Below are 19,826 nucleotides of genomic sequence, written 5' to 3'. Positions count from 1 at the left end.
TCATAAGACGAAACCAATAGACGCGCGCAGTGTTTGTCACGATAACGTCATCTTTGCCCGAATGGGCCTGGGATTCTTGTTCTCGTGCCACCTTACGCTCAAACCGTCAGCAGTTTTTGGAAAGATCGTTTCGCATCGGGGCCAGCCGCGCCGGTGCGGCCGTCCTTGTCGCATCTGCTTGGCAACCTGTCGCTTCCCCGTGACCTCGCCCGCACGCAGGCGCAGGCGGACGCGCTGGCGCAGCAGATCAAGGGTGATGGTCGTTCCATATTGTTGATCCCCGGCTTGCTCGCGTCCGAACGGCGGATGGACGCCATGCGGCAGATTTTGACCGCAGCGGGCTATGCCGCGCATGACTGGGCGATGGGCCGCAATTATGGGCCGAAACCCGACAGCCTCGACCAGATCGACCGCCGCGTCGATGCCATCCGGCGTGCAGGCGGCGGGCCGGTGACGCTCGTCGGCTGGAGCCTCGGCGGCCTGTATGCGCGCGAATATGCCAAATATGCGACGCACAAGGTCGGCGGTGTGGTGACGCTGGGCACGCCCTTTTCCGGCGATCCGCGCGCCAATCATGCCTGGCGGCTCTATCAACTCGTATCGGGCTTCCCGGTCGATAAACCGCCCTTCCCATGCACCCGCGAAGTCAAGCCGCCGGTGCCCACGGTCGCATTGTGGTCGCAGCGCGACGGCGTGATCCTGCCCGAATGCGCCAAGGGCCGCAGCGGCGAACGCGACAAGGCGATCGAGGTCGATTGCACCCATATGGGCTTCGCCGCCGCGCCCGAAGGCATATTGGGCGTCGCCAAGGCGTTGGAGTCGATGCGCGCATAAGGCGTCCAGACGTCGCGGCGCGACGGCAGGGTCACAGGGCGCAAGTTCACACCGTTGCAGGCAGCGATTTTCCGGCTCTTTTTGCGGGAATAGTGGCGGGCAAGTGCGGCCGAAGCACTCGCAACGCTCCTCCGACGCGCCTGTAAAGTCACTGTGACGCGCCACCCCCGCGACAGGGACGCGACAGGTGGGTCACAAGGATGTGAGGGGTTGGCGATTGCCCGCTGGGGCGCGCGGGCGCGAAGGGTGTGCTGGTCCATCGACAAGGATAGACCAGAGGAAATCCTACATTGGAAGGGGAATAGGATTTGGGGGGTGTCGGATCAGATAGGTTTCGCATTAAATGGGTCGTTTGCGGAATATCGTCTGTGGATGGCTCCCGCGTTGCAAGCATAAAGTGATGATCTGACGTTCCGTCGGGTGCAGTCGTCTGTCCGGCCTGTTGATGCAGTCGGTGCAGACTGCTGGCCCTGATGGGGTCCGCGAACAAGGTCCGATCGGGTTTGCAGGCTATTACGCCTATGACATTCCTTGGGTTGTCCTTGTTCCCGGTCCGACCGGTTTTGCCATCACATCCTTCGCTCTCACAACCTCGTGAAGCTGATCTCCTCAGCTAAACTCTTGATCTATGCTGCCGCCAGCATCGGCGCATGCCCGCGTTCGAAGACGCCGCCGCGCGCCATGACCGCCCATGCGATCCGCGCCATCTTGTTGGCGATGGCGACCGAGGCGACACGCGCGGGCTTTCTGGCGAGCAATGCGACGAAGCGCGGATCGACCGTGCTGGGTTTCTGCTTGGCGTATCGGACGAGCGCGGTTGCGCCGACAACCAGGAGCTGCCGCAGATATCGGTCGCCCATCTTGGTAATGCGCCCCAAGCGTTCCTTGCCGCCACTCGAACTCTGTCGCGGGGTCAGCCCTAGCCAGGCGGCGAATTGGCGCCCTGACGAGAACTGGCTTGGATCGGTCACCGACGCGGCGAGTGCGGTCGCGCCGATCGGCCCGATACCAGGGATCGTCGCCAGACGCCGGGCCCGCTCGTCGCTCCGCTGCAGAGCGGCGAGACGCAGGTCGAGCTTGCGTAACTGGGCGTGAAGCTGGAGCAGTTGCCCTGCCAGCATGGCAACGACGTTGGTCGCCTCGGTCGGCAGATCGATCTTTGACTCGCCGTCGACGATTTCCCGCGCCATCTGCATTGCCTTCACGATCCCGACCGGGATGGCGACGCCCAGTTCTGCGAGCACGCTGCGCATCATGTTCACCAGCTGCGTGCGCTGTTTGATCAACAGCTGGCGCACGCGGTGCAGCGACAACGCCGCCTGCTGCTCGCGCGACTTGATGGGCACGAACCGCATCGTCTGACGTGTAACCGCTTCGCAGATTGCCTCAGCATCGGCGGCGTCGTTCTTTCCGCGCTTTACGTAAGGCTTCACGTAAGCCGCCGGCATCAGCCGAACCTCATGACCCAGCTTGGTCAGTTCGCGCGCCCAGTGATGCGATGTCCCGCAGGCCTCGGCGCCTACCAGGCACGGCGGCAGCTTCTCGAAGAACGGTAGCATCTGCGATCGTCGCAGCGCCTTGCGAATGACGACCTCACCGGTCGCGCTGATACCGTGAACCTGAAAAACGTTCTTGGCCAAATCGAGGCCGATCGTGCTAATCTCCATGGCGGGTGGCTCCTTCTCGGGTTGCATGACAGCAAACCCATCTTGGCACTTAGATGCCGTGAGCGGGAGCCATCCACCGCATCCGGTTTCGAACAGGCATAGGCCGATAGTGGAGATGCTATGGTGACGGAAAACCATGCTTTCGGGTTTCCGGGGCATTTTTACCATCCGGCAGTGTTTCTCGGACAAGTGAGTAGGATGAAGGGCCGCGCAATCTGGAGATTGGCGCAATTAACGGGAATTTTCATCGCTTCCTGACGCCTATCATGTGATTGCCGCCGCCCACACTCATCAAGATTTTCCTTGCACGCTCCGGCCATCAAAAAATTCAATTCGCGGCTGAGGGCTTACGGGCTTTGTTCCCTTCGCCCAGAATGTGATGAAGGCTTCCAGCTTGCCGATGAATTCTGTTTCACCCCAGAAATAGGTCGGCTTCTCCGGCCGTCCCGAAGGAAACCAAACACGTCGCACGATGAACCGCTCAAGAGTTGCTCCGCCTTGACCGATCTCGTCAATTACATCCCTCTCTACATCAGCACCGAATATCGGTCGATCATCTGACGAACGGATGGTGAAGTGAAGATACGGATCCTGCCAATGAGTTGGCGTATAAACCATGTAATTACCTGTTTCGGTATCTACGGTTACTTTCCGTTCAAAATCGAAGGCCAATACCATCACGCCATCCCCAGCGCATCACGCGCATCTTCAAAATTGCCACTCGCTGTCAACTCGGCATGGGGTAGTGGCACTTTCTTAAAAGCGAGCGAAATGTCGGGAAACAGGCTTTTGCCGCCGCCCGTCATGTGATTGCCGCCGTCTTTGTTGGTCCAACTGAAATCACTTGTATAATTCAGTGCTAAAATCGCCCGGTGAAATAAGCCTCACTCGATTTGAATCCGTCGCAACTCTAGGGGGATTAGGAATCAAAGACCCTCGCTTTCGACCCACATCTTCCAACCACGGCAATCGCTTTCTAATGCCCAGGCTTACGGGAGCATCGGTGAACTGCACGGTCAGGCTTTTGAGCCTGTATCCGGCACCGAATGTCGCGGCCAAGTTATCGGGATCGACTAATTCGACGCTGGCAGGATCGCGAATGTCGCGGAAGCGCACCATGTAAGGGTAATTATCGCTATCTTCTATCGCCGTCACGCGACGCCGCTTCACCGGATAGGTGCCGCGATCGTTCGCTATGCGCTGCCAATAGGCTTCTGGGGTCGTTGTGTCGGGCTTGAAATTCATCGATTCGTCGGCACGAGAGGCCCAATCTTCGCTGGATGGCGAGTGCAGCAGCACGAAAAGGGTTTGCTCGTTAGGCAGGTCTATGGCGACCGCTTCGCCCATCACCTTGAAACTGCGATAAGATTGTTTGACCTCGATTACGCTTGAGCCGGATCGGTCCCCTTGGGGCGTCTCGATCTCCGCCTTCAGCGCATAGTGATAGGGCGTGTAGAAGAACGCCAAATTGTCAGTATCAACGTCGCCACAGCCGACGAGCAGCGAGGCCGCTCCACCGGCGAACAGGCCAAGCATTGTCCGTTTCGCCAAGATGTTGCGGTCCCGATCTTTCATCCAGTTTCACCTGCCAACTCGATTGGTCATTAGCGGGACTTTGTTAAGAAACGGGGCTGTTGTGCGAAAAACAGGTGAAATCCGTTCATTCATTCGGGGTTTCCGCTTGATCCGCGATGCCAGCGATCGGCGGCCACTGGCGGCGCGCATGGAGCAAGCGCAGGATGCGCACCAGATCGTCGGCGACATCGTAAACCAGGATATAGTTGCGATGCACCACTAGCTCGTATGTCCCTGTCACACGGCCTGGGCGTGCGATTGCGGGATGGTTGACCAGATTGCGCGCTTTCTTCGTGAACAATGCATCCAGCGTCAGGGCGGCCGCTGGATTTTCCTTGGCGATGTAGGTGCGTATGTGCCGCCGGTCTTGGCCTGCCTCAAGCGTCCAGGCGAGCTTCACGCCCTGCCAGCCATCCTAGCCCGCGTCTCGTTCCGCCATGCCTCCGCTTCCTGTTCGACGTCGTCGTCAGAGACCAGACGTCCGGCATTGGCCGAATCCAGCCCGACCTGCACCTGCTCCCGGAACCATGCGTCATGGTCAGCCGCTCGGCGTTCGCCCGCCACATAGTCGCGCATGAAATCGCGGATGAGTTGTGCTCCGGTGCGATCATGCGCCTTCGCCGCGTCGGCAAAGGCGCTTTTAAGGGTATCATCGACCCGGAAGGTAAAGGTGGACTCGCCCATGCCGCCATCTCCATGTGTTACAAGGTTAGTACATGGTAACACAACTCCCGTTGTAGGGGAGGATTTTATGCCTGTGTCCGCACCCCAATGCCCCTCAGGACTGGAGGCGGCGCAGCGCTTCGTCCTGGCCGATCAGCGGCAGCAGCAGGCTCATGTCCGGGCCGTGATCGAGGCCCGTCAGGGCGCGGCGCAGGGGGAGGAAGAGGGGCTTGCCCTTGCGGCCGGTTTCACCCTTGAGCACCTCTGTCAGCGCGCGCCAGATGGCCGCGTCGAAGGGTAGGTCGGTTAGCAGGCGGTGCGCGGCGATCAGGAAGTCCTGGTCTTCGGCGTCCCGCGCGGGGGCGTCGATGGGGCCGGTGACGATGCGCCACCAGTCGGCTGCACCCGCCACCGTCTCCAGATTGGGGCGGATCGCATCCCATGCCGGGGCGTCCATGCCGTCGGGCAGCCGCGCGGCCACCGTATCATAGGGCAGGAGATGCACGATTTTCTGGTTCAGCCCCGCCAGTTCCGCCTCATCGAAGCGCGCGGGCGCGCGGCCGAAATGGGCGAAATCGAAGCTGGCGATCAGCGGCTGCATGTCGGCGAACGGCTCAACCGACTGGCTGCTGCCGAGCCGCGCCAGCAGCGACGCGATCGCCATGGGCTCCAGCCCCAGTTCGCGGAAATGGGCGACGCCGAGCGACCCCAGTCGCTTGGACAGCTTGCCCTCCGCCCCGGTCAGCAGCGCCTCATGCGCGAAGGCGGGGAGCGGCGCGCCGAGCGCTGTAAACATCTGGATCTGGGTCGCGGTGTTGGACACATGATCCTCGCCGCGCAGCACATGGGTGACGCCCATGTCGATGTCATCGATCACCGACGGCAGCATATAGAGCCAACTGCCATCGGCGCGGCGGATCACCGGATCGGACAGCAATTTGGGGTCAAAGCGCTGTTCGCCGCGAATGAGGTCGGTCCAGACGATCGGCTGGTCATGGTCCAGCTTGAAGCGCCAATGCGGGCGGCGGCCTTCGGCTTCATAGGTGGCGATCTGGTCCGGCGTCAGGCTCAGCGCGCCGCGATCATAGACTGGCGGCAATCCCCGGCCCAGCAGCACCTTGCGCCGCAATTCCAGTTCCTGTTGCGTCTCATAGGCGGGATAGACCTGGCCCGCCGCGCGCAACGCCGCGAACCGGCTTTCATACAGCGCGAACCGCTCGGACTGTTTGGCCTCCGCGTCCCAGGTCAGGCCCAGCCAGTGCAGGTCGGCGCGGATCGCATCGGCATATTCGGGGCGCGAGCGTTCGAGGTCGGTATCGTCCAGCCGCAGCAGGAATTGCCCGCCGCTCTTCTGTGCGAACAGCCAGTTATGCAGCGCGGCGCGGATATTGCCGACATGGAGATGGCCGGTCGGGGACGGCGCGAAACGGGTGATGACGGTCATGGATATCTGGTCCTGATCCCGTTCGCCCTGAGCCTGTCGAAGGGCTGTTCTTCTTCAGAAGAAGGACGAGGCTTCGACAAGCTCAGCCCGAACGGAGTTTGGGGTGTCATGTTCTAAACGCATTAGTGATCGGATAGCGCCGGTCGCGGCCGAAGTTGCGGGTGCCGAGCTTCACGCCGGGGGGCGACTGGCGGCGCTTATATTCGGCGACATAGAGCAGCCGTTCGATCCGGGCGACGGTCTCGCGCTCGAAGCCGCGCGCGACCAATTGCTCGACCGACAATTCCTCCTCGACCAGGCCGTAGAGGATGGGGTCCAGCACTTCATAGGGCGGCAGGCTGTCATCGTCGCGCTGGTCGGCGCGCAATTCGGCGCTGGGCGGCTTGCTGATCACCCGCTCCGGCATCACCGGGCCGGTGGGGCCAAAGCCTTCGCCCAGCGTCGGGACGTTCGCGTTGCGCCAATGGCACAGGTCGAACACGGTCGTCTTATAGGCGTCCTTCAACACCGAATAGCCGCCCGCCATATCGCCATAGATGGTCGCATAGCCGACCGACATCTCGCTCTTGTTGCCGGTGGTCAGCAGCATGTGGCCGAACTTGTTGCTGAGCGCCATCAGCGTCACGCCCCGGATGCGCGACTGGATATTCTCTTCGGTCAGGTCGCGCTGCCGCTCGGCGAATACATCGCCCAGCATCGTGTCAAACGCGCCGACCGCCGGTTCGATGGGGATGCTGTCGTAACGCACGCCCAGCAGCCACGCGCAGGCGACCGCATCGTCGAGGCTGTCCTGGCTGGTGAAGCGCGAGGGCATCATCACGCACCATACCCGGTCCGGCCCCAGCGCATCGACCGCGACGGCGGCGGACAGCGCGCTGTCGATCCCGCCCGACAGGCCCAGCACGACGCCGGGGAAGCGGTTGCGGTTCACATAGTCGCGCAGGCCCAGCACCATCGCATTGTAAATGTCGGCGGGCCGGTCATCCAGGACATGGCGATCGCCGGGCAGGCAGACCCATTGTCCGGCCTGCTTCTCCCACGTCGTCAGCACCAGCGCCTCGTCCCAGTCGGGCAGTTGGTGCGCGATCGACAGGTCGGCGTTCATCACGAAGGAGGCGCCGTCGAACACCAGCTCATCCTGCCCGCCGACGCGGTTGAGATAGGCGAGCGGCAGATTGGTCTCGCGCACCCGCGTCCCCGCGACGCCATTGGTGCGGCGGTCATCCTTGTCGACCTCGAACGGGCTGCCATTGGGGCTGATCAATATGTCCGCGCCCTGCGCCTTCAGATGCGCGGTGACGAAGGGGAACCAGATATCCTCGCAGATCGGCACGCCGATCTTGACGCCCTTGAAGTCGATGGGCGCGGGCAGCGGGCCGGGCGCGAACAGGCGCTTTTCATCGAACGTGCCGTAATTGGGCAGCTCGCGCTTCTGGCGGATGGCGGTGACCGCGCCGTCTTCCAGCAGCGCGACGACGTTGAACAACACGCCCTGCGCCGCGACCACGGTGCCGACCAGCATCGCCGGGCCGCCATCGCCGGTCGCCTGCGCCAGCCGATCGAGTTCCTGATTGGCGCGCTCGACCAGCGCGGGTTTCAGCACCAGATCTTCGGGCGGATAGCCGATCAGCTGCAATTCGGGATAGACGATCAGGTCCGCATCCATCGCCCGAGCCCGCCATTCCAGCATCGCGTCGGCATTGGCGGCAAGGTCGCCCACCGACTGGGTCATCTGGGCAAGGGCGATCACGAGTTTGTCGGTCATGGACGCGGCCCCTAATGCATTTTTCCGGCTGGCGCAAAAGCGCCTTTCCACCGCGACCCCGCGCCGCTACAGGGGCGGCGTTTCACCCAGCGTCATCAATTCGTCACGCCTTTTCATTTCAGGGGGTTTTGGCCATGAAGCTCATGACCGGCAATTCGAACAAGCCGCTCGCGGCCGCCATCGCCGACTATATCGAAATTCCCCTGACCGACGCCAGCGTCCGCCGCTTCGCCGATGAGGAAGTGTTCGTGGAAATCCACGAAAATGTCCGGGGCGAAGATGTGTTCGTGCTGCAATCGACCAGTTATCCCACCAACGACAATCTGATGGAATTGCTGATCATGATCGATGCGCTCAAGCGCGCATCGGCCAAGCGAATCACCGCCGTCGTCCCCTATTTCGGCTATGCCCGGCAGGACCGGAAGCCCGGCCCCCGCACCCCGATCAGCGCCAAGCTGGTCGCCAATTTGATCACCAAGGCGGGCGCCGACCGCGTCCTGTCGGTCGATCTGCATGCGGGTCAGATCCAGGGCTTCTTCGATATTCCGACCGACAATCTGTTCGGTGCGCCAGTGATGTCGGCGGATATCCAGGCGCGCTTTGGTGATCGCAACCTGATGGTCGTGTCGCCCGACGTCGGCGGCGTGGTGCGCGCCCGCGCGCTCGCCAAGCGGCTCGACAACGCCCCGCTCGCCATCGTCGACAAGCGGCGTGAGCGCGCGGGCGAATCGGAAGTGATGAACATCATCGGCGACGTCGCGGGGCGTTTCTGCGTCCTGATCGACGATATCGTCGATTCGGCGGGAACGCTGTGCAACGCGGCCTCCGCGCTCAAGGCCGCCGGGGCCGAGGATGTCGTCGCCTATGTCAGCCATGGCGTGCTGTCGGGCGGCGCGGTTGCGCGCGTGGATGCGTCCGACCTGCTGGAACTGGTCATTACCGACACGATCCAGGGGACCGAGGCGGTCAACACCGCCAAGAAGGTCCGCCACCTGCCCATCGCCCCGCTGCTGGGCGAAGCGATCAAGCGCATTGCCGACGAAAGCTCGGTATCCAGCCTGTTCGACTGACAGCATGAAGCCGGGGCGGCAATTGCCGCCTTGCGTGATGGCCTGCCGCCCGCTATCGGGCTGCCGTCCGTAGCGCTCGCTTGAGCGCAACGGGCAAGATCGCGCCGGTGCCTCTTGATCGAGGCTTAAAAGGGAAGGCGGTGCGGATGGCTCACACCATCCAAAGCCGCAGCTGTCCCTGCAACTGTAAGCGGTGAGCGTGATGTACACGGCTTCCTCTTCGAAGGAAGCAGCCACTGGACCGTCAAACGTCTGGGAAGGTCGTACATGACGCCATGACCCGTGAGCCAGGAGACCTGCCGGCGTTCTGGTCGCTCTTGCCTTGGTCCAGGGGATGGCCGCGGCACGGTAACTCTCCGTCTGAGCGACGACAGGAAGGCGGCCGGGGCCGCAACCGTCGTGGGACGCTGGGCTATATATGCGCCGGTTCGTCGCCCTGCGTCGGCCGTCGATGCGCGAGGCCATGCGCCTATCATCGACATGCTCCACCGCCCGATATCGCTCGGCGCGGAGGAGACTATATATGGTTAAATACGGCATATCCCTGCTGGCGCTCGTTGCTGCCAGCCCCGTTTTCGCCCAGGCCCCCGAACAGATTTCGGACCTGAGCGGCAACAGCACCCCGATCATCGTCACCGCCTCGCGCGTGACCAGCGAAGCGCGCGAGATCGGCAGCGCGGTGTCGATCATCACCCGCGCCGATATTCAGCGCAACCAGATCCTCTTCCTGAAGGACATATTGCAGGACGCGCCCGGCGTGCAGACGACGGCCGACCGGCCAGGCCAATTGACCAGCGTGCGCATCCGGGGATCGAACAATAATGAGATTCTCTGGCTGATCGACGGTATCGAGTTGGGCGATCCCAGCGCGATCAGCACCCAGTTCCAGGCCGATCACCTGACCAGCCGCGACATCGACCGGGTCGAAATCCTGCGCGGCAACCAAAGCTCGCTTTATGGCTCCGATGCGGTCGGCGGCGTCATCAATATCATCACCCAGCGCGCGACCGACGAGGGACTGCAGGTCAATGCCGAGGCCGAAGCCGGTTCCTATGGCATGCGCAGCGGCGGCGCATCCTTGCTGGGCAAGAGCGGCGCGCTCGATTTCCGCCTGAGCGCGACCGGCTATCGCCATGACGGCCCCTCGCTCGCCGATCCCCGCACCGCCAGCCCCGCAGGGTCGGCAACCGAAAAGGACGAATATCGCCGTTACGGCTTTAGCGGCCGGGTCGGCTATCAGGCGACCGAAACCCTCTCGCTGCAAGCGATCGGCTATTGGTTCGATGCCTTCAGCGATCTCGACAATACGACGTCCGACAGCGACGATACCGCCAAAACGCGCGACTATGCCGCCGCGGGCCAGGCCAGCTACAAAAGCCTGGACGGCCAGTTCACCGCCGACCTGACCGCCAGCCGCTATGCCGCGCGCCGCCGCTATTTCGGCATCTGGAACCGGGCCGAGGGCGACCTGTTCCGTGGCACCAAGGACGAGCTGACGCTGGCCCTCGCCTATGGCGGCACCGGCCCCGTCAGCCTGGCCGCGGGCGGCAATTATGAGCGGGAGAAGACGACCCAGATCACCAGCTTTTCCGGCGCTTTCCCCGCCCGCGTCAACACGCGGTCGGCCTATGCCGAAATCGCGCTGCGGCCGGTCGCGGGGCTTACCCTCACCGGCGCGGCGCGGGTCGACGACAACAGCCGCTTCGGCACGTTCGATACCTATCGCGGCACGCTGGCTTATGCGCTGGGCGCGCTCAAGCTGCGCGCCAGCTATGGCACCGGGGCCAAGGCACCGGGCCTCTATCAATTGTTCGACCCCACCTATGGCAATCCAGACCTTGAAGTCGAAACCAGCCGGGGCGGCGATGTCGGCTTCGACCTGGCGCTGGCCGAAGGGCTGACCGCGCAGGTCAGCTATTTCTTCACCCGCAAGACGAACGAGATTAATTTCGACGGCAGCCGTCCGCCCTTTGGCGGCTATGGCCAGTTCGGCCGCACCCGCGCGGAGGGGATAGAGGTTGGCGTCACCGCCCAGCCGCTGCCCTGGCTCGGTGTCAGCCAGACCTATGGCTATACCGACCATGAAATCGATCGCGACATGGACGGCACCTATGTAAACAGCGGCCGCCCGCGCTATACCGGCACCACATCGGTCATCCTGACCCCGGCCGAACGCGCGTCGATGACCGCGCGGGTGCGCTATCATGATGGCGACTCGTCGGGCTTTGGCGGCGCGACTAAGGCCTATACGGTGGTCGACCTGCTCGCCTCCTATGGCATCACCGACCGGGTCGAGCTGTATGGCCGCGTCATCAACCTGTTCGATAAATGGTATCAGGTCAGCTACGGCACCCAGACGCTCGGCCTGTCGGCCTATGGCGGCGTGCGCCTGAGCTTCTGATATGATCCCGTCCCCGCCATCAGACCCCGTTAGGCAGGCTGCGCTTGGCCAAGACCGGGTCGTTGGCGGGGAAGGGTCAGCGCGGCTTGACCGCGCGGGCGATCGCCTGCGCCGCCTGCACATAGGCGGGGCCGCCGCACACCGTCCACGCCTGCGGAATGGCGATGCGCGGGATGCTGCGCAGCGCGGGATGGTGCAGCATTTCCGTGCCCTGATCGGTCACTTTCTGCGTCGCGCTTTCGATGATCAGATAATCGGGCCGCGACGCCACCATTTCCTCCAGGCTCATCTGCGACAGAGCGGGCTTGCCCAAGCGAGTCGCGAGATTGGTAACGCCCGTGCGCACCAGCAGATCATCGATCAACGTGCCCGATCCGGTCAGATAGCCGCGCCGCTGATAATAGGCCGCGACCGGCGCGCGCGCGGGACGGGGCAGCCGCGCCAGATCCGCCTCCATCCGCGCGATCAGCGCCTCGCCGCGCGCCGGATGCCCCACCGCCTGCGCCACCTGCCGGATCGAGGCCAAGATGCTGGCGTAATTTTCCGCCGATTGCAGGTCGAGCGTGCGGAAGGGCAGGGTCTTGAAAGGGGCGAGCGCCGGATGCCCGCGCGCGGGCAGGCCGATCACCAGATCAGGCCGCGCCGCCAGCACTTCCTCCGACGTGCCGCGCAGCATCGGCAGGCCGCGCGCCGCCTCTGCCGCCGCCGACATATCGGGATCACGCACATTGCTGGTCAACCCGGCAATCTGCCCCCGGTCGGCCAGCGCCAACACCAGTTGATCGGAACAGAGGTTCAGCGACACGATACGCTTGGGAACACCACCAACCCGTTCCGCCGCCACAACGGGCAAGGCGACGCACAACAGGCAGGTGGCGAGGGCGAGCGAGCGCAAGATCATCATCGCGCTTCCATAACGCCCCGGTGCCGTGACACAAGCAAGCCCGATCGGACCCCATGCGCCTGACCCATGAACCGCCTGCGCCGCGCCATCGTGCGTTGATGCCGCTGCTGATCGCCGGGGTGGTGATCGTCGCGGTCGCCTCGCTGCGGCTTGGCCCGGTCACGCTTTCGCTCGACCGGCTGTTGGCCGTCGTCATGGGTCATGGCGATCCGGTCGCGACCACCATATTGCTCGACCTGCGCCTGCCGCGCACGCTCATCGGCCTGTTGGTCGGGGCGATGCTGGGGCTGGCGGGGGCGGTGTTGCAGGGCTATTTGCGCAATCCGCTCGCCGAACCCTCGGTGCTGGGCGCGTCCAATGCCGCCGCATTGGGCGCGGTCGCCGCCATTTATTTCGGCGTGGCGGGCTGGCATCCCGCGATGCTGCCTTTGCTCTCGATCGCCACCGGGCTGATCGCGCTGCTGCTGCTCTTCACCCTGGCCGGACGCGCGGAAATCGCGTTGACGCTGATCCTGGCGGGCATCGCCGTATCGACGCTCGCCGGGGCGGGGATCAGCCTTGCGCTCAACCTCTCGCCCAATCCCTTCGCCGCGATGGAGATCATGACCTGGCTGATGGGGTCGATCGAAAACCGGTCGATTGATCATGTCTGGATCGTCCTGCCCTGCGTGATCGTCGGCGGCGCGCTGCTGCTGATCGACCGGCGCGCGCTCGACGCGCTGACGCTGGGCGAGGATGGCGCGCGGTCGCTCGGCGTCGATCTGCGCCGTACCCGCACCCGCCTGCTGCTGGGCGTCGCGATCGGCGTGGGCGGGGCGGTGTCGGTGTCCGGTTCGATCGGCTTCATCGGCCTCATCGTGCCCCATCTCGTCCGCCCGCTGACCGATCGCAGCCCGTCCGCCATCCTGCTCCCGTCGCTGCTGGGCGGCGCGATCCTGCTGGTCGCGGCCGACATCCTCGTTCGGCTGATCCCCACCACCAGCGAGTTGAAGCTCGGCGTCGTCACCGCCTTCCTCGGCGTCCCCATCTTCCTGCTCCATCTGTTGCGGGAGCGGCGGACATGGTGACGATCCGGGTCGAAGGGCTGTGCGCCCGGCTTGGCCGCCGCGCCGTGCTGCATGACATCGATGCGACGCTCGCCCCCGGCGCGCTGATCGGCATTATCGGCCCCAATGGCGCGGGCAAATCGACGCTGGTGCGGGCCATGCTTGGCCTGATCGCCACGACGCGCGGCAGCGTGACGATCGACGGGCGCGCCATCGCCGCCCTGCCGCCGCGCGACCGTGCCCGCGCCATCGCCTATCTGCCGCAGGGGCAGACGCTGCACTGGCCGCTCAGCGTCGAGCGGCTGGTCGCGCTTGGCCGCCTGCCCCATCTTGGCCCCATGTCGCGCATCGGCGCGGCGGACCATGACGCCATAAGGGCGGCGATGGCCCGCACCGACGTCGCCCATCTCGCCGACCGGATCGCCACCGAATTGTCGGGCGGCGAGCGCGCCCGCGTCATGCTCGCCCGCGCGCTGGCGGTCGGCGCGCCCGGCCTTGCGGTGGACGAACCCCTCGCCGCGCTCGACCCCGGTCATCAGATCGACGTCATGCAATTGCTCGCGCGCGAAGCGCGGGCGGGTGGGCTGGTCATCGCCGTGCTGCACGACCTGTCCATGGCGGCGCGCTATTGCGACCGGCTGCTGCTGCTCGATCGCGGCAGGCTGGTCGCCGATGGCCCGCCGGACACGGTGCTAACGCAGGACCGGTTGCGCGCCGTCTATGGCATCACCAGCCGCATCGACCTTGCCGCCACGCCGCCGCTGGTCGCCCCGCTCGACCGCTGGACCGCCGCGCCTGATCATGGAGAATAAGATGCCGCCCGCCCCCTTCTGGTCCAGCCCCGCCGACTTCGACGCGGCGCTGCGCGCGCTGCCCGGTCCCGACACCGACGCCATCGCCGCCGCCGCCGCGCGGCAGGCGCAATTGACCAAGCCCGCCGGATCACTCGCCCGGCTGGAGCAAATCGCGCTGTTCTTTGCCGGGTGGCAGGGGCGCGCGATCCCGGCGCTCGACCAGGGCCGGGTGCTGATTTTCGCGGGCAATCATGGCGTCACCGTCCATGGCGTCAGCGCCTTTCCCGCCGCCGTCACCGCGCAGATGGTCGCCAATTTCAATGCTGGCGGCGCGGCGATCAACGCGCTGGCCGGTGCTGCGGGCCTCGACCTGCGCGTCGTGCCGATCGACCTTGACCGCCCGACGGACGATTTCACGCAAGGCGCGGCCATGAGCGACGCGGACTGCCTCGCGGCGCTGGCGATCGGCGCGGCGGCGGTGGAGCCGGGCCTCGACCTCGTTCTGCTCGGCGAAATGGGCATCGGCAATTCGACCGCCGCCGCCGCGCTTGCCGCGCGCAGCCTGGGGGGCAGCGCGGCCGATTGGGTCGGGCCAGGCACCGGCGTCGATGCCGACGGCATCGCCCGCAAGATCGCGGTCATCGACCGGGCGCTCGCCTTCCATGCCGACGCGCCGCTGACCCCGTTCGAAACGCTGCGGCGCGTCGGCGGGCGGGAGATTGCAGCGATGGCGGGCGCAGCGCTGCGCGCCCGGCAATTGCGCATCCCGGTGATGCTGGATGGGTTCATCAGCGGCGCGGCCATCGCCCCCCTCGCCGCCGCCCATCCCACCATCACCGACCATTGCCTCGCGGGCCATTGTTCGGCCGAACCTGGCCATGACCGGCTGCTCCGCCAGCTTGGCCTTGATCCGTTGCTGCGCCTTGGCATGCGGCTCGGCGAAGGCAGCGGCGCGGCTGTGGCGGCCAATATCGTGCGGTCCGCGCTCGCCGCCCATGCCCAGATGGCGACCTTCGCCCAGGCCGGCGTGTCGGGCGCGGCATGACGCCCCGGCTGCTCCATTTATTGCGCCATGGCGCGCCAGAGACGCCAGGCCTGCTGATGGGCCGCACCGATGGCACCCCGACCCAGGCCGGGATCGACGCCTGCCGCGCCCGCGCCAATGGCCTCGCCGTGACCGCCATCATCAGCTCCGACCTGACCCGCGCCAGCGCCGCCGCCGACGCGATCGGCCGCGACCATGGCCTGCCCGTCCTGCTCGACCCGCGCTGGCGCGAGTTGGATTTCGGCGCCTGGGATGGCCTTGCCCCGTCCGCCGTCCCGGCGCAGGCTTTCGCCCGCTTCCATGCCGATCCCGACGCCAGCCCGCCACCGGGCGGTGAGCGCTGGTCGATGCTGGTCGATCGTGTCGCCGCCGCCACCGCCGCGCTGACCGCCGACTCCACCCTCATCCTCACCCATGGCGGCGCGATGCGCGCGGCGATCGCCCATCATTGCGGCCTGACGCCTGCGCAAAGCTGGGCGTTCGACCTGCCTTATGCGTCTTTGCTGTCGTTGCGCCTGTGGCCCGGCCCGCAGCCTGCCGCACAGATCATCGGTCTCTACCCATGAAGGGGCTGGTCATCGCGCTGCAATTCCTGACCCGCCTGCCGATGCCGCGCGTCACCGCCACGGCGCAGGATTTCGCCCGGTCGATGCGTTGCTTCCCCGTCGTCGGCCTGATCCTCGGCGCGCTGATCGCCGCCGCCTGCGGGGCGGGGGCGCGGATCGACCCCTGGGTCGGCGCATTGCTCGGCCTCATCGCCTGGGTCGGGCTGACCGGCGCGCTGCATCTCGATGGCCTGGGCGACATGGCCGATGCGGCTGGCGCCGCGCATAAGGACAGGGACCGCCTGCGCGCCGTCCTGTCCGACCCCCATGTCGGCAGCTTCGGCGTCGTCGCGATCGCGCTCCAGCTCATCGCCAAGCTGATCCTGCTCCACACGCTGGTCGATCGCACCCTGCTCCCCGCGCTTGTCCTCATCCCCTTTGCCGCGCGAATCGCGCCGCTGTGGTGGACCCGCCTGCTCCCGCCGCTGCACGAAGGCCTCGGCACCGCCTTTCGCGGCGCGATCCGCCCGGTCGATCTGGCGCTCTGGGCTGCCGTTTGGCTGCTCGCCTGCTGGTGGGTGCCTGGCCTGCTCGCCGCGCCCATGCTGATGCTTGGCTGGAGCGTTTGGCTGCGACAACGGATTGGCGGCATTTCGGGCGACGGCCATGGCGCGGGCATCGAACTTGTCGAAAGCGGCCTGCTGCTGGCGGTGCTGCTATGATCGACCGCTGGCACTGGCATGGCGGCGGGCTTTCTGCAGCGCGCGCTTATTTCGGCGAGGGCGATGCGCCCTGGATCGACCTGTCGACCGGCATCAACCCGCAGCCCTGGCCCGTCCCGCCGCTGGCGATCGACTGGGCGCGCCTGCCCGATGACGCGGCCCTGCGCGCGCTCGAAGCCGCCGCCGCGGCGCATTTCGGCGTCGATCCCGCCACGGTCTGCGCCTTGCCGGGCACCGAGATCGGCCTGCGCCTGATCGGCACCCTGCTGCCCGGCCCCGCCTGCCACATAGCCCCCGCCTATCGCACCCATGGCGAGATGATCGACGGCAGCATTCCGCTCAGCCGCGCCGATCTCGCCGAGGCGGACGACCAGACGCTGATCCTCGCCAACCCCAACAATCCCGACGGCTATCGCTTCGACCGCCCCGCCCTGCACGACCTGCTCGCGCGGCGCGGCAAGGACGGCTGGCTGATCCTCGACGAAGCCTTTGCCGACACCCACCCGGCGATCAGCTTTGCCGATCAGGTCGGCGACGACCGCCGCCTGCTGATCTTCCGCTCCTTCGGCAAATTTTTCGGGCTAGCGGGCGTGCGGCTCGGCTTTTTGATCGGCCCGCCCGCGATCCTCGCCGCCGTCCGCCGCAAGCTCGGAGCCTGGCCACTCTCTGCCCCAGCCATCGCCATCGGCACCGCCGCCTATCGCGATCAACCCTGGATCGCCGCCACCCGCCAGCGGCTTGAGCAACAGGCCGCCACGCTCGACTCGCTGCTGATCCGCTGCGGCTACCGCCCGATCGGCACCTGCCCCCTGTTCCGCCTGATCGACACCGACGACGCCCCCGCATTGTTCGAGCGTCTCGCGCGCCGCGCCATCCTGACCCGCCCCTTCACCGAGCAACCCCGCTGGCTGCGCATCGGCCTGCCCGCCGATGCCGCGGCCTGCGACCGGCTGGAAGCGGCGCTGCGCCATGGCTGAGCCGGTCGCGCTCGTCGCGCTGATGCTCGACGCCGCGATCGGCTGGCCCGCCTGGCTCTATGCGCGGATCGGCCATCCGGTCGGCTTTTTCGCGCGCCTCATCGACACTTGCGAGGCGCGCTGGAACCGCCACCAATGGCCTGACGCCACCCGCCGCACACTCGGCATCGCCACGGTCCTGCTGCTGCTGATCGTCGCGGCGGGTGGCGGCTGGATCGTGCAGGCCGCTATCCTGCGCGTGTGCGGCCCCTATGGCTGGCCGCTCCTTGCCCTGCTCGCCTTCCCCGCGCTCGCCCAGCGCAGCCTGTTCGACCATGTCCGCGCCGTGGCGCAGGCGCTTGCCGCGGGCGACCTCCCCCGCGCCCGCCAGCAGGTCGCCCGCATCGTCGGCCGCGATACCGATGCGCTCGATGCCAGCGGCGTCGCCCGCGCCGCGATCGAAAGCCTGGCCGAAAGTTTCTGCGACGGCATCGCCGCGCCGCTCTTCTGGCTGCTGCTGCTCGGCCTGCCCGGCGTCTGGGCCTATAAGGCGATCAACACCGCCGACAGCCTGATCGGCCATCGCGAACCGCGCTGGCGGGCGTTCGGCTGGGCGGCGGCGCGGAGCGACGATCTGCTCAACCTGCTGCCCGCGCGGATCGGCGGCGCATTGATCTGTATGGCCGGCGGCGGCGGATGGCGCATCATGCGACGCGACGCGCGCGCCCACGCCTCCCCCAATGCGGGCTGGACCGAAGCGGCGATGGCGGGCGCGTTGGGCCTGCGCCTCGCCGGGCCGATCGCCTATGATGGCGTCGCCTGTCCCAAGCCCTGGATCGGCGATGGCAGGGCGCAGGCCGATGCGGGGGACATTCACCGGGCGCTGCGCATCACTATCCGCGCCTGCCTGCTGCTGTGGTTGATCGCGGGGCTATGGGCCTGGCTGGCATGAAGGGAAGAGGAGCATGACCATGGATCACAGCCTGCTGGTGCTGGGCGGCGCGCGATCGGGCAAGAGCCGCTATGCGCAGGCGCGCGCCGAAGCGACCGGCCTCGACCGCTGCTTCATCGCCACGGCCCAAGCCTTTGACGACGAAATGCACGACCGCATCGCCCGCCACCAGCAGGATCGCGACGCGCTGTGGCACACGGTCGAAGCGCCGATGGCATTGGCGGAATCGATCTGCACCCACGCAGCACCCCGCCGCGTGCTGCTCATCGATTGCCTCACGCTCTGGACCTCCAACCTGCTGCTCGCCGACCAAGACATCGACGCCGCGACCGATGATCTGGTCGCCGCCATCGCCGCCGCGCCCGGCCCGATCATCCTCGTCGCCAATGAAGTGGGCCTCGGCATCGTTCCTGACAATGCGCTCGCCCGCCGGTTCCGCGATGCGGCCGGGCTGCTCAACCAACGCGTCGCCGCCACCGTGCGCGAAGTCCAGTTCCTCGCCGCAGGGTTGCCGCTGGCGCTCAAGGGGGCTGCCCCTCTGGCGCAACCGAGCGCAACCGGCTAGGCGATCATGCCATGACAACCCGTGACGACCTGACCCTGGCCAACCGCCTTGCCGATGCGGCGGGCGAAGCCATCCGCCCCTTCTTTCGCGCCCGCTACGATATGGAGCTGAAGGCCGACAAGTCGCCCGTGACCGAGGCCGACCGCGCCGCCGAAGCCGCGATCCGCGCGATCTTGGAAAAGGAACGGCCCGGCGATGGCATCATCGGCGAGGAATATGGATCGGTGCGCGAGGATGCCGAGCGGGTCTGGATTCTCGACCCGATCGACGGCACCCGCAGCTTCATCGCCGGGCGGCCGATCTTCGGCACGCTGATCGCGCTGACGCAGGGTGGCTGGCCGACCGTCGGCCTCATCGACCAGCCGATCGCGCGCGAACGCTGGGCGGGCATGTCGGGCCAGCCCACGACCTTCAACGGCCAGCCGATCCGCACCCGCGCCTGCCGCGCGCTGGAGGGGGCAGGCATCGCCACCACCAGCCCGCACCTCTTCGCCGATGGCGACGTGCCCCATTATATGGCGCTGGTCGCGGCCGTCTCCGGCGGTGCCCCGCGTCAGGGGCCGGTCTATGGCGGCGATTGCTATAATTACGGCCTGCTCGCGTCCGGCTTCCTCGACATCGTCATCGAATCAGGCCTGCAAAGCTATGATTTCGCGGCTCTGGTGCCGGTGGTCGAAGGTGCAGGCGGCCTGATGTGCGACTGGAATGGCGAACCGCTGACGGCGGACAGCGACGGTCATGTCCTGGCCTTGGGCGACCCCGCCCGACTGGAAGATGTGCTGGAAGCACTCGCCAGCGCCGCGCATGATCATGGTCACGATCACGACCATTAAATTTGCCTCCTTCCCCGGTGGGGAGGGGGAGCGAGGTGCAGCCGA

General features: G+C 66.1%; 21 protein-coding genes and 1 riboswitch. Of the genes, 12 read left to right on the top strand and 9 right to left on the bottom strand.

What is annotated here, in order from left to right:
* Positions 1-84 precede the first annotated feature (84 nt).
* Positions 85-834 carry an alpha/beta hydrolase gene (locus ACZ2HM_RS15550; RefSeq protein ID WP_333976085.1) on the top strand — a complete coding sequence of 250 codons (750 nt, stop codon included), beginning with the start codon at positions 85-87 and terminating at the stop codon, positions 832-834.
* A gap of 626 nt (positions 835-1,460) precedes the next feature.
* Here ACZ2HM_RS15550 and ACZ2HM_RS15545 read toward each other — a convergent pair.
* The 8 genes from ACZ2HM_RS15545 to ACZ2HM_RS15510 form a co-directional block, all read right to left on the bottom strand.
* Positions 1,461-2,501, bottom strand: coding sequence for an IS110 family RNA-guided transposase (locus tag ACZ2HM_RS15545; protein WP_470425647.1), 1,041 nt, complete (start codon positions 2,499-2,501; stop codon positions 1,461-1,463).
* Between the two features lie 291 nt (positions 2,502-2,792).
* Positions 2,793-3,179: a hypothetical protein gene (locus tag ACZ2HM_RS15540; RefSeq protein ID WP_470425646.1), complete on the bottom strand. Its 387-nt coding sequence runs from the start codon at positions 3,177-3,179 to the stop codon at positions 2,793-2,795.
* Positions 3,179-3,307 (bottom strand): hypothetical protein, encoded by a 129-nt coding sequence (locus ACZ2HM_RS15535; RefSeq protein ID WP_470425645.1) that lies wholly within the window; start codon positions 3,305-3,307, stop codon positions 3,179-3,181. Before ACZ2HM_RS15535 ends, ACZ2HM_RS15540 begins: the two co-directional genes overlap by 1 nt.
* Positions 3,308-3,341: 34 nt before the next feature.
* Positions 3,342-4,076 carry a hypothetical protein gene (locus ACZ2HM_RS15530; RefSeq protein ID WP_470425644.1) on the bottom strand — a complete coding sequence of 245 codons (735 nt, stop codon included), beginning with the start codon at positions 4,074-4,076 and terminating at the stop codon, positions 3,342-3,344.
* Between the two features lie 85 nt (positions 4,077-4,161).
* Complete coding sequence (locus ACZ2HM_RS15525) at positions 4,162-4,476, bottom strand: type II toxin-antitoxin system RelE/ParE family toxin (protein WP_470425643.1); 315 nt, start codon at positions 4,474-4,476, stop codon at positions 4,162-4,164.
* On the bottom strand, positions 4,473-4,760 hold the full coding sequence (locus ACZ2HM_RS15520; RefSeq protein ID WP_069065806.1) for a CopG family ribbon-helix-helix protein: 288 nt from the start codon (positions 4,758-4,760) through the stop codon (positions 4,473-4,475). Before ACZ2HM_RS15520 ends, ACZ2HM_RS15525 begins: the two co-directional genes overlap by 4 nt.
* A 94-nt stretch (positions 4,761-4,854) precedes the next feature.
* Positions 4,855-6,183 (bottom strand): glutamate--tRNA ligase, encoded by a 1,329-nt coding sequence (gltX, locus tag ACZ2HM_RS15515; protein WP_470425642.1) that lies wholly within the window; start codon positions 6,181-6,183, stop codon positions 4,855-4,857.
* Positions 6,184-6,289: 106 nt separating this feature from the next.
* Positions 6,290-7,948 (bottom strand): NAD+ synthase, encoded by a 1,659-nt coding sequence (locus tag ACZ2HM_RS15510; protein ID WP_470425641.1) that lies wholly within the window; start codon positions 7,946-7,948, stop codon positions 6,290-6,292.
* A 134-nt stretch (positions 7,949-8,082) separates the two neighbouring features.
* On the opposite strand from ACZ2HM_RS15510, the gene ACZ2HM_RS15505 reads away from it, so the two are divergent.
* Together ACZ2HM_RS15505 and ACZ2HM_RS15500 are read left to right on the top strand one after the other, a co-directional pair.
* Positions 8,083-9,018 carry a ribose-phosphate pyrophosphokinase gene (locus ACZ2HM_RS15505; RefSeq protein ID WP_096061311.1) on the top strand — a complete coding sequence of 312 codons (936 nt, stop codon included), beginning with the start codon at positions 8,083-8,085 and terminating at the stop codon, positions 9,016-9,018.
* Between the two features lie 88 nt (positions 9,019-9,106).
* Positions 9,107-9,336, top strand: a riboswitch (cobalamin riboswitch).
* Between the two features lie 205 nt (positions 9,337-9,541).
* Positions 9,542-11,419: a TonB-dependent receptor plug domain-containing protein gene (locus tag ACZ2HM_RS15500; RefSeq protein WP_470425640.1), complete on the top strand. Its 1,878-nt coding sequence runs from the start codon at positions 9,542-9,544 to the stop codon at positions 11,417-11,419.
* 76 nt (positions 11,420-11,495) lie between these two features.
* Here ACZ2HM_RS15500 and ACZ2HM_RS15495 read toward each other — a convergent pair whose 3' ends face one another.
* Positions 11,496-12,323, bottom strand: coding sequence for an ABC transporter substrate-binding protein (locus tag ACZ2HM_RS15495; RefSeq protein WP_470425639.1), 828 nt, complete (start codon positions 12,321-12,323; stop codon positions 11,496-11,498).
* Positions 12,324-12,376: 53 nt separating this feature from the next.
* Between ACZ2HM_RS15495 and ACZ2HM_RS15490 the strand changes: the two genes are divergently transcribed.
* Genes ACZ2HM_RS15490 through hisN form a run of 9 tightly spaced genes read left to right on the top strand, consistent with a single transcriptional unit; the run spans position 12,377 to position 19,781 of the window.
* Positions 12,377-13,390, top strand: a complete 1,014-nt coding sequence (locus ACZ2HM_RS15490; RefSeq protein ID WP_470425638.1) for a FecCD family ABC transporter permease — start codon at positions 12,377-12,379, stop codon at positions 13,388-13,390.
* Complete coding sequence (locus ACZ2HM_RS15485; RefSeq protein ID WP_470425637.1) at positions 13,384-14,181, top strand: ABC transporter ATP-binding protein; 798 nt, start codon at positions 13,384-13,386, stop codon at positions 14,179-14,181. The genes ACZ2HM_RS15490 and ACZ2HM_RS15485 overlap by 7 nt, the downstream gene beginning before the upstream one ends.
* Before the next feature lies 1 nt (position 14,182).
* Entirely contained in the window at positions 14,183-15,208 is a 1,026-nt protein-coding gene (gene cobT, locus ACZ2HM_RS15480; protein ID WP_470425636.1) for a nicotinate-nucleotide--dimethylbenzimidazole phosphoribosyltransferase, read from the top strand.
* Positions 15,205-15,774, top strand: a complete 570-nt coding sequence (locus tag ACZ2HM_RS15475; protein ID WP_470425635.1) for a histidine phosphatase family protein — start codon at positions 15,205-15,207, stop codon at positions 15,772-15,774. The genes cobT and ACZ2HM_RS15475 overlap by 4 nt, the downstream gene beginning before the upstream one ends.
* Positions 15,771-16,475, top strand: a complete 705-nt coding sequence (gene cobS / locus ACZ2HM_RS15470) for an adenosylcobinamide-GDP ribazoletransferase (protein ID WP_470425634.1) — start codon at positions 15,771-15,773, stop codon at positions 16,473-16,475. Before ACZ2HM_RS15475 ends, cobS begins: the two co-directional genes overlap by 4 nt.
* Positions 16,472-17,452, top strand: a complete 981-nt coding sequence (locus ACZ2HM_RS15465) for a threonine-phosphate decarboxylase (protein WP_470425633.1) — start codon at positions 16,472-16,474, stop codon at positions 17,450-17,452. The genes cobS and ACZ2HM_RS15465 overlap by 4 nt, the downstream gene beginning before the upstream one ends.
* Positions 17,445-18,383: an adenosylcobinamide-phosphate synthase CbiB gene (cbiB, locus tag ACZ2HM_RS15460; RefSeq protein ID WP_470425632.1), complete on the top strand. Its 939-nt coding sequence runs from the start codon at positions 17,445-17,447 to the stop codon at positions 18,381-18,383. Before ACZ2HM_RS15465 ends, cbiB begins: the two co-directional genes overlap by 8 nt.
* A 19-nt stretch (positions 18,384-18,402) precedes the next feature.
* Entirely contained in the window at positions 18,403-18,948 is a 546-nt protein-coding gene (cobU, locus tag ACZ2HM_RS15455; protein ID WP_470426870.1) for a bifunctional adenosylcobinamide kinase/adenosylcobinamide-phosphate guanylyltransferase, read from the top strand.
* 11 nt (positions 18,949-18,959) lie between these two features.
* Positions 18,960-19,781: a histidinol-phosphatase gene (hisN, locus tag ACZ2HM_RS15450; RefSeq protein ID WP_037472295.1), complete on the top strand. Its 822-nt coding sequence runs from the start codon at positions 18,960-18,962 to the stop codon at positions 19,779-19,781.
* Positions 19,782-19,826 lie beyond the last annotated feature (45 nt).

It is taken from the genome of Sphingobium sp. KKT206 (genome assembly GCF_055640555.1).
This window is presented reverse-complemented; position numbering and strand designations above follow the sequence as displayed.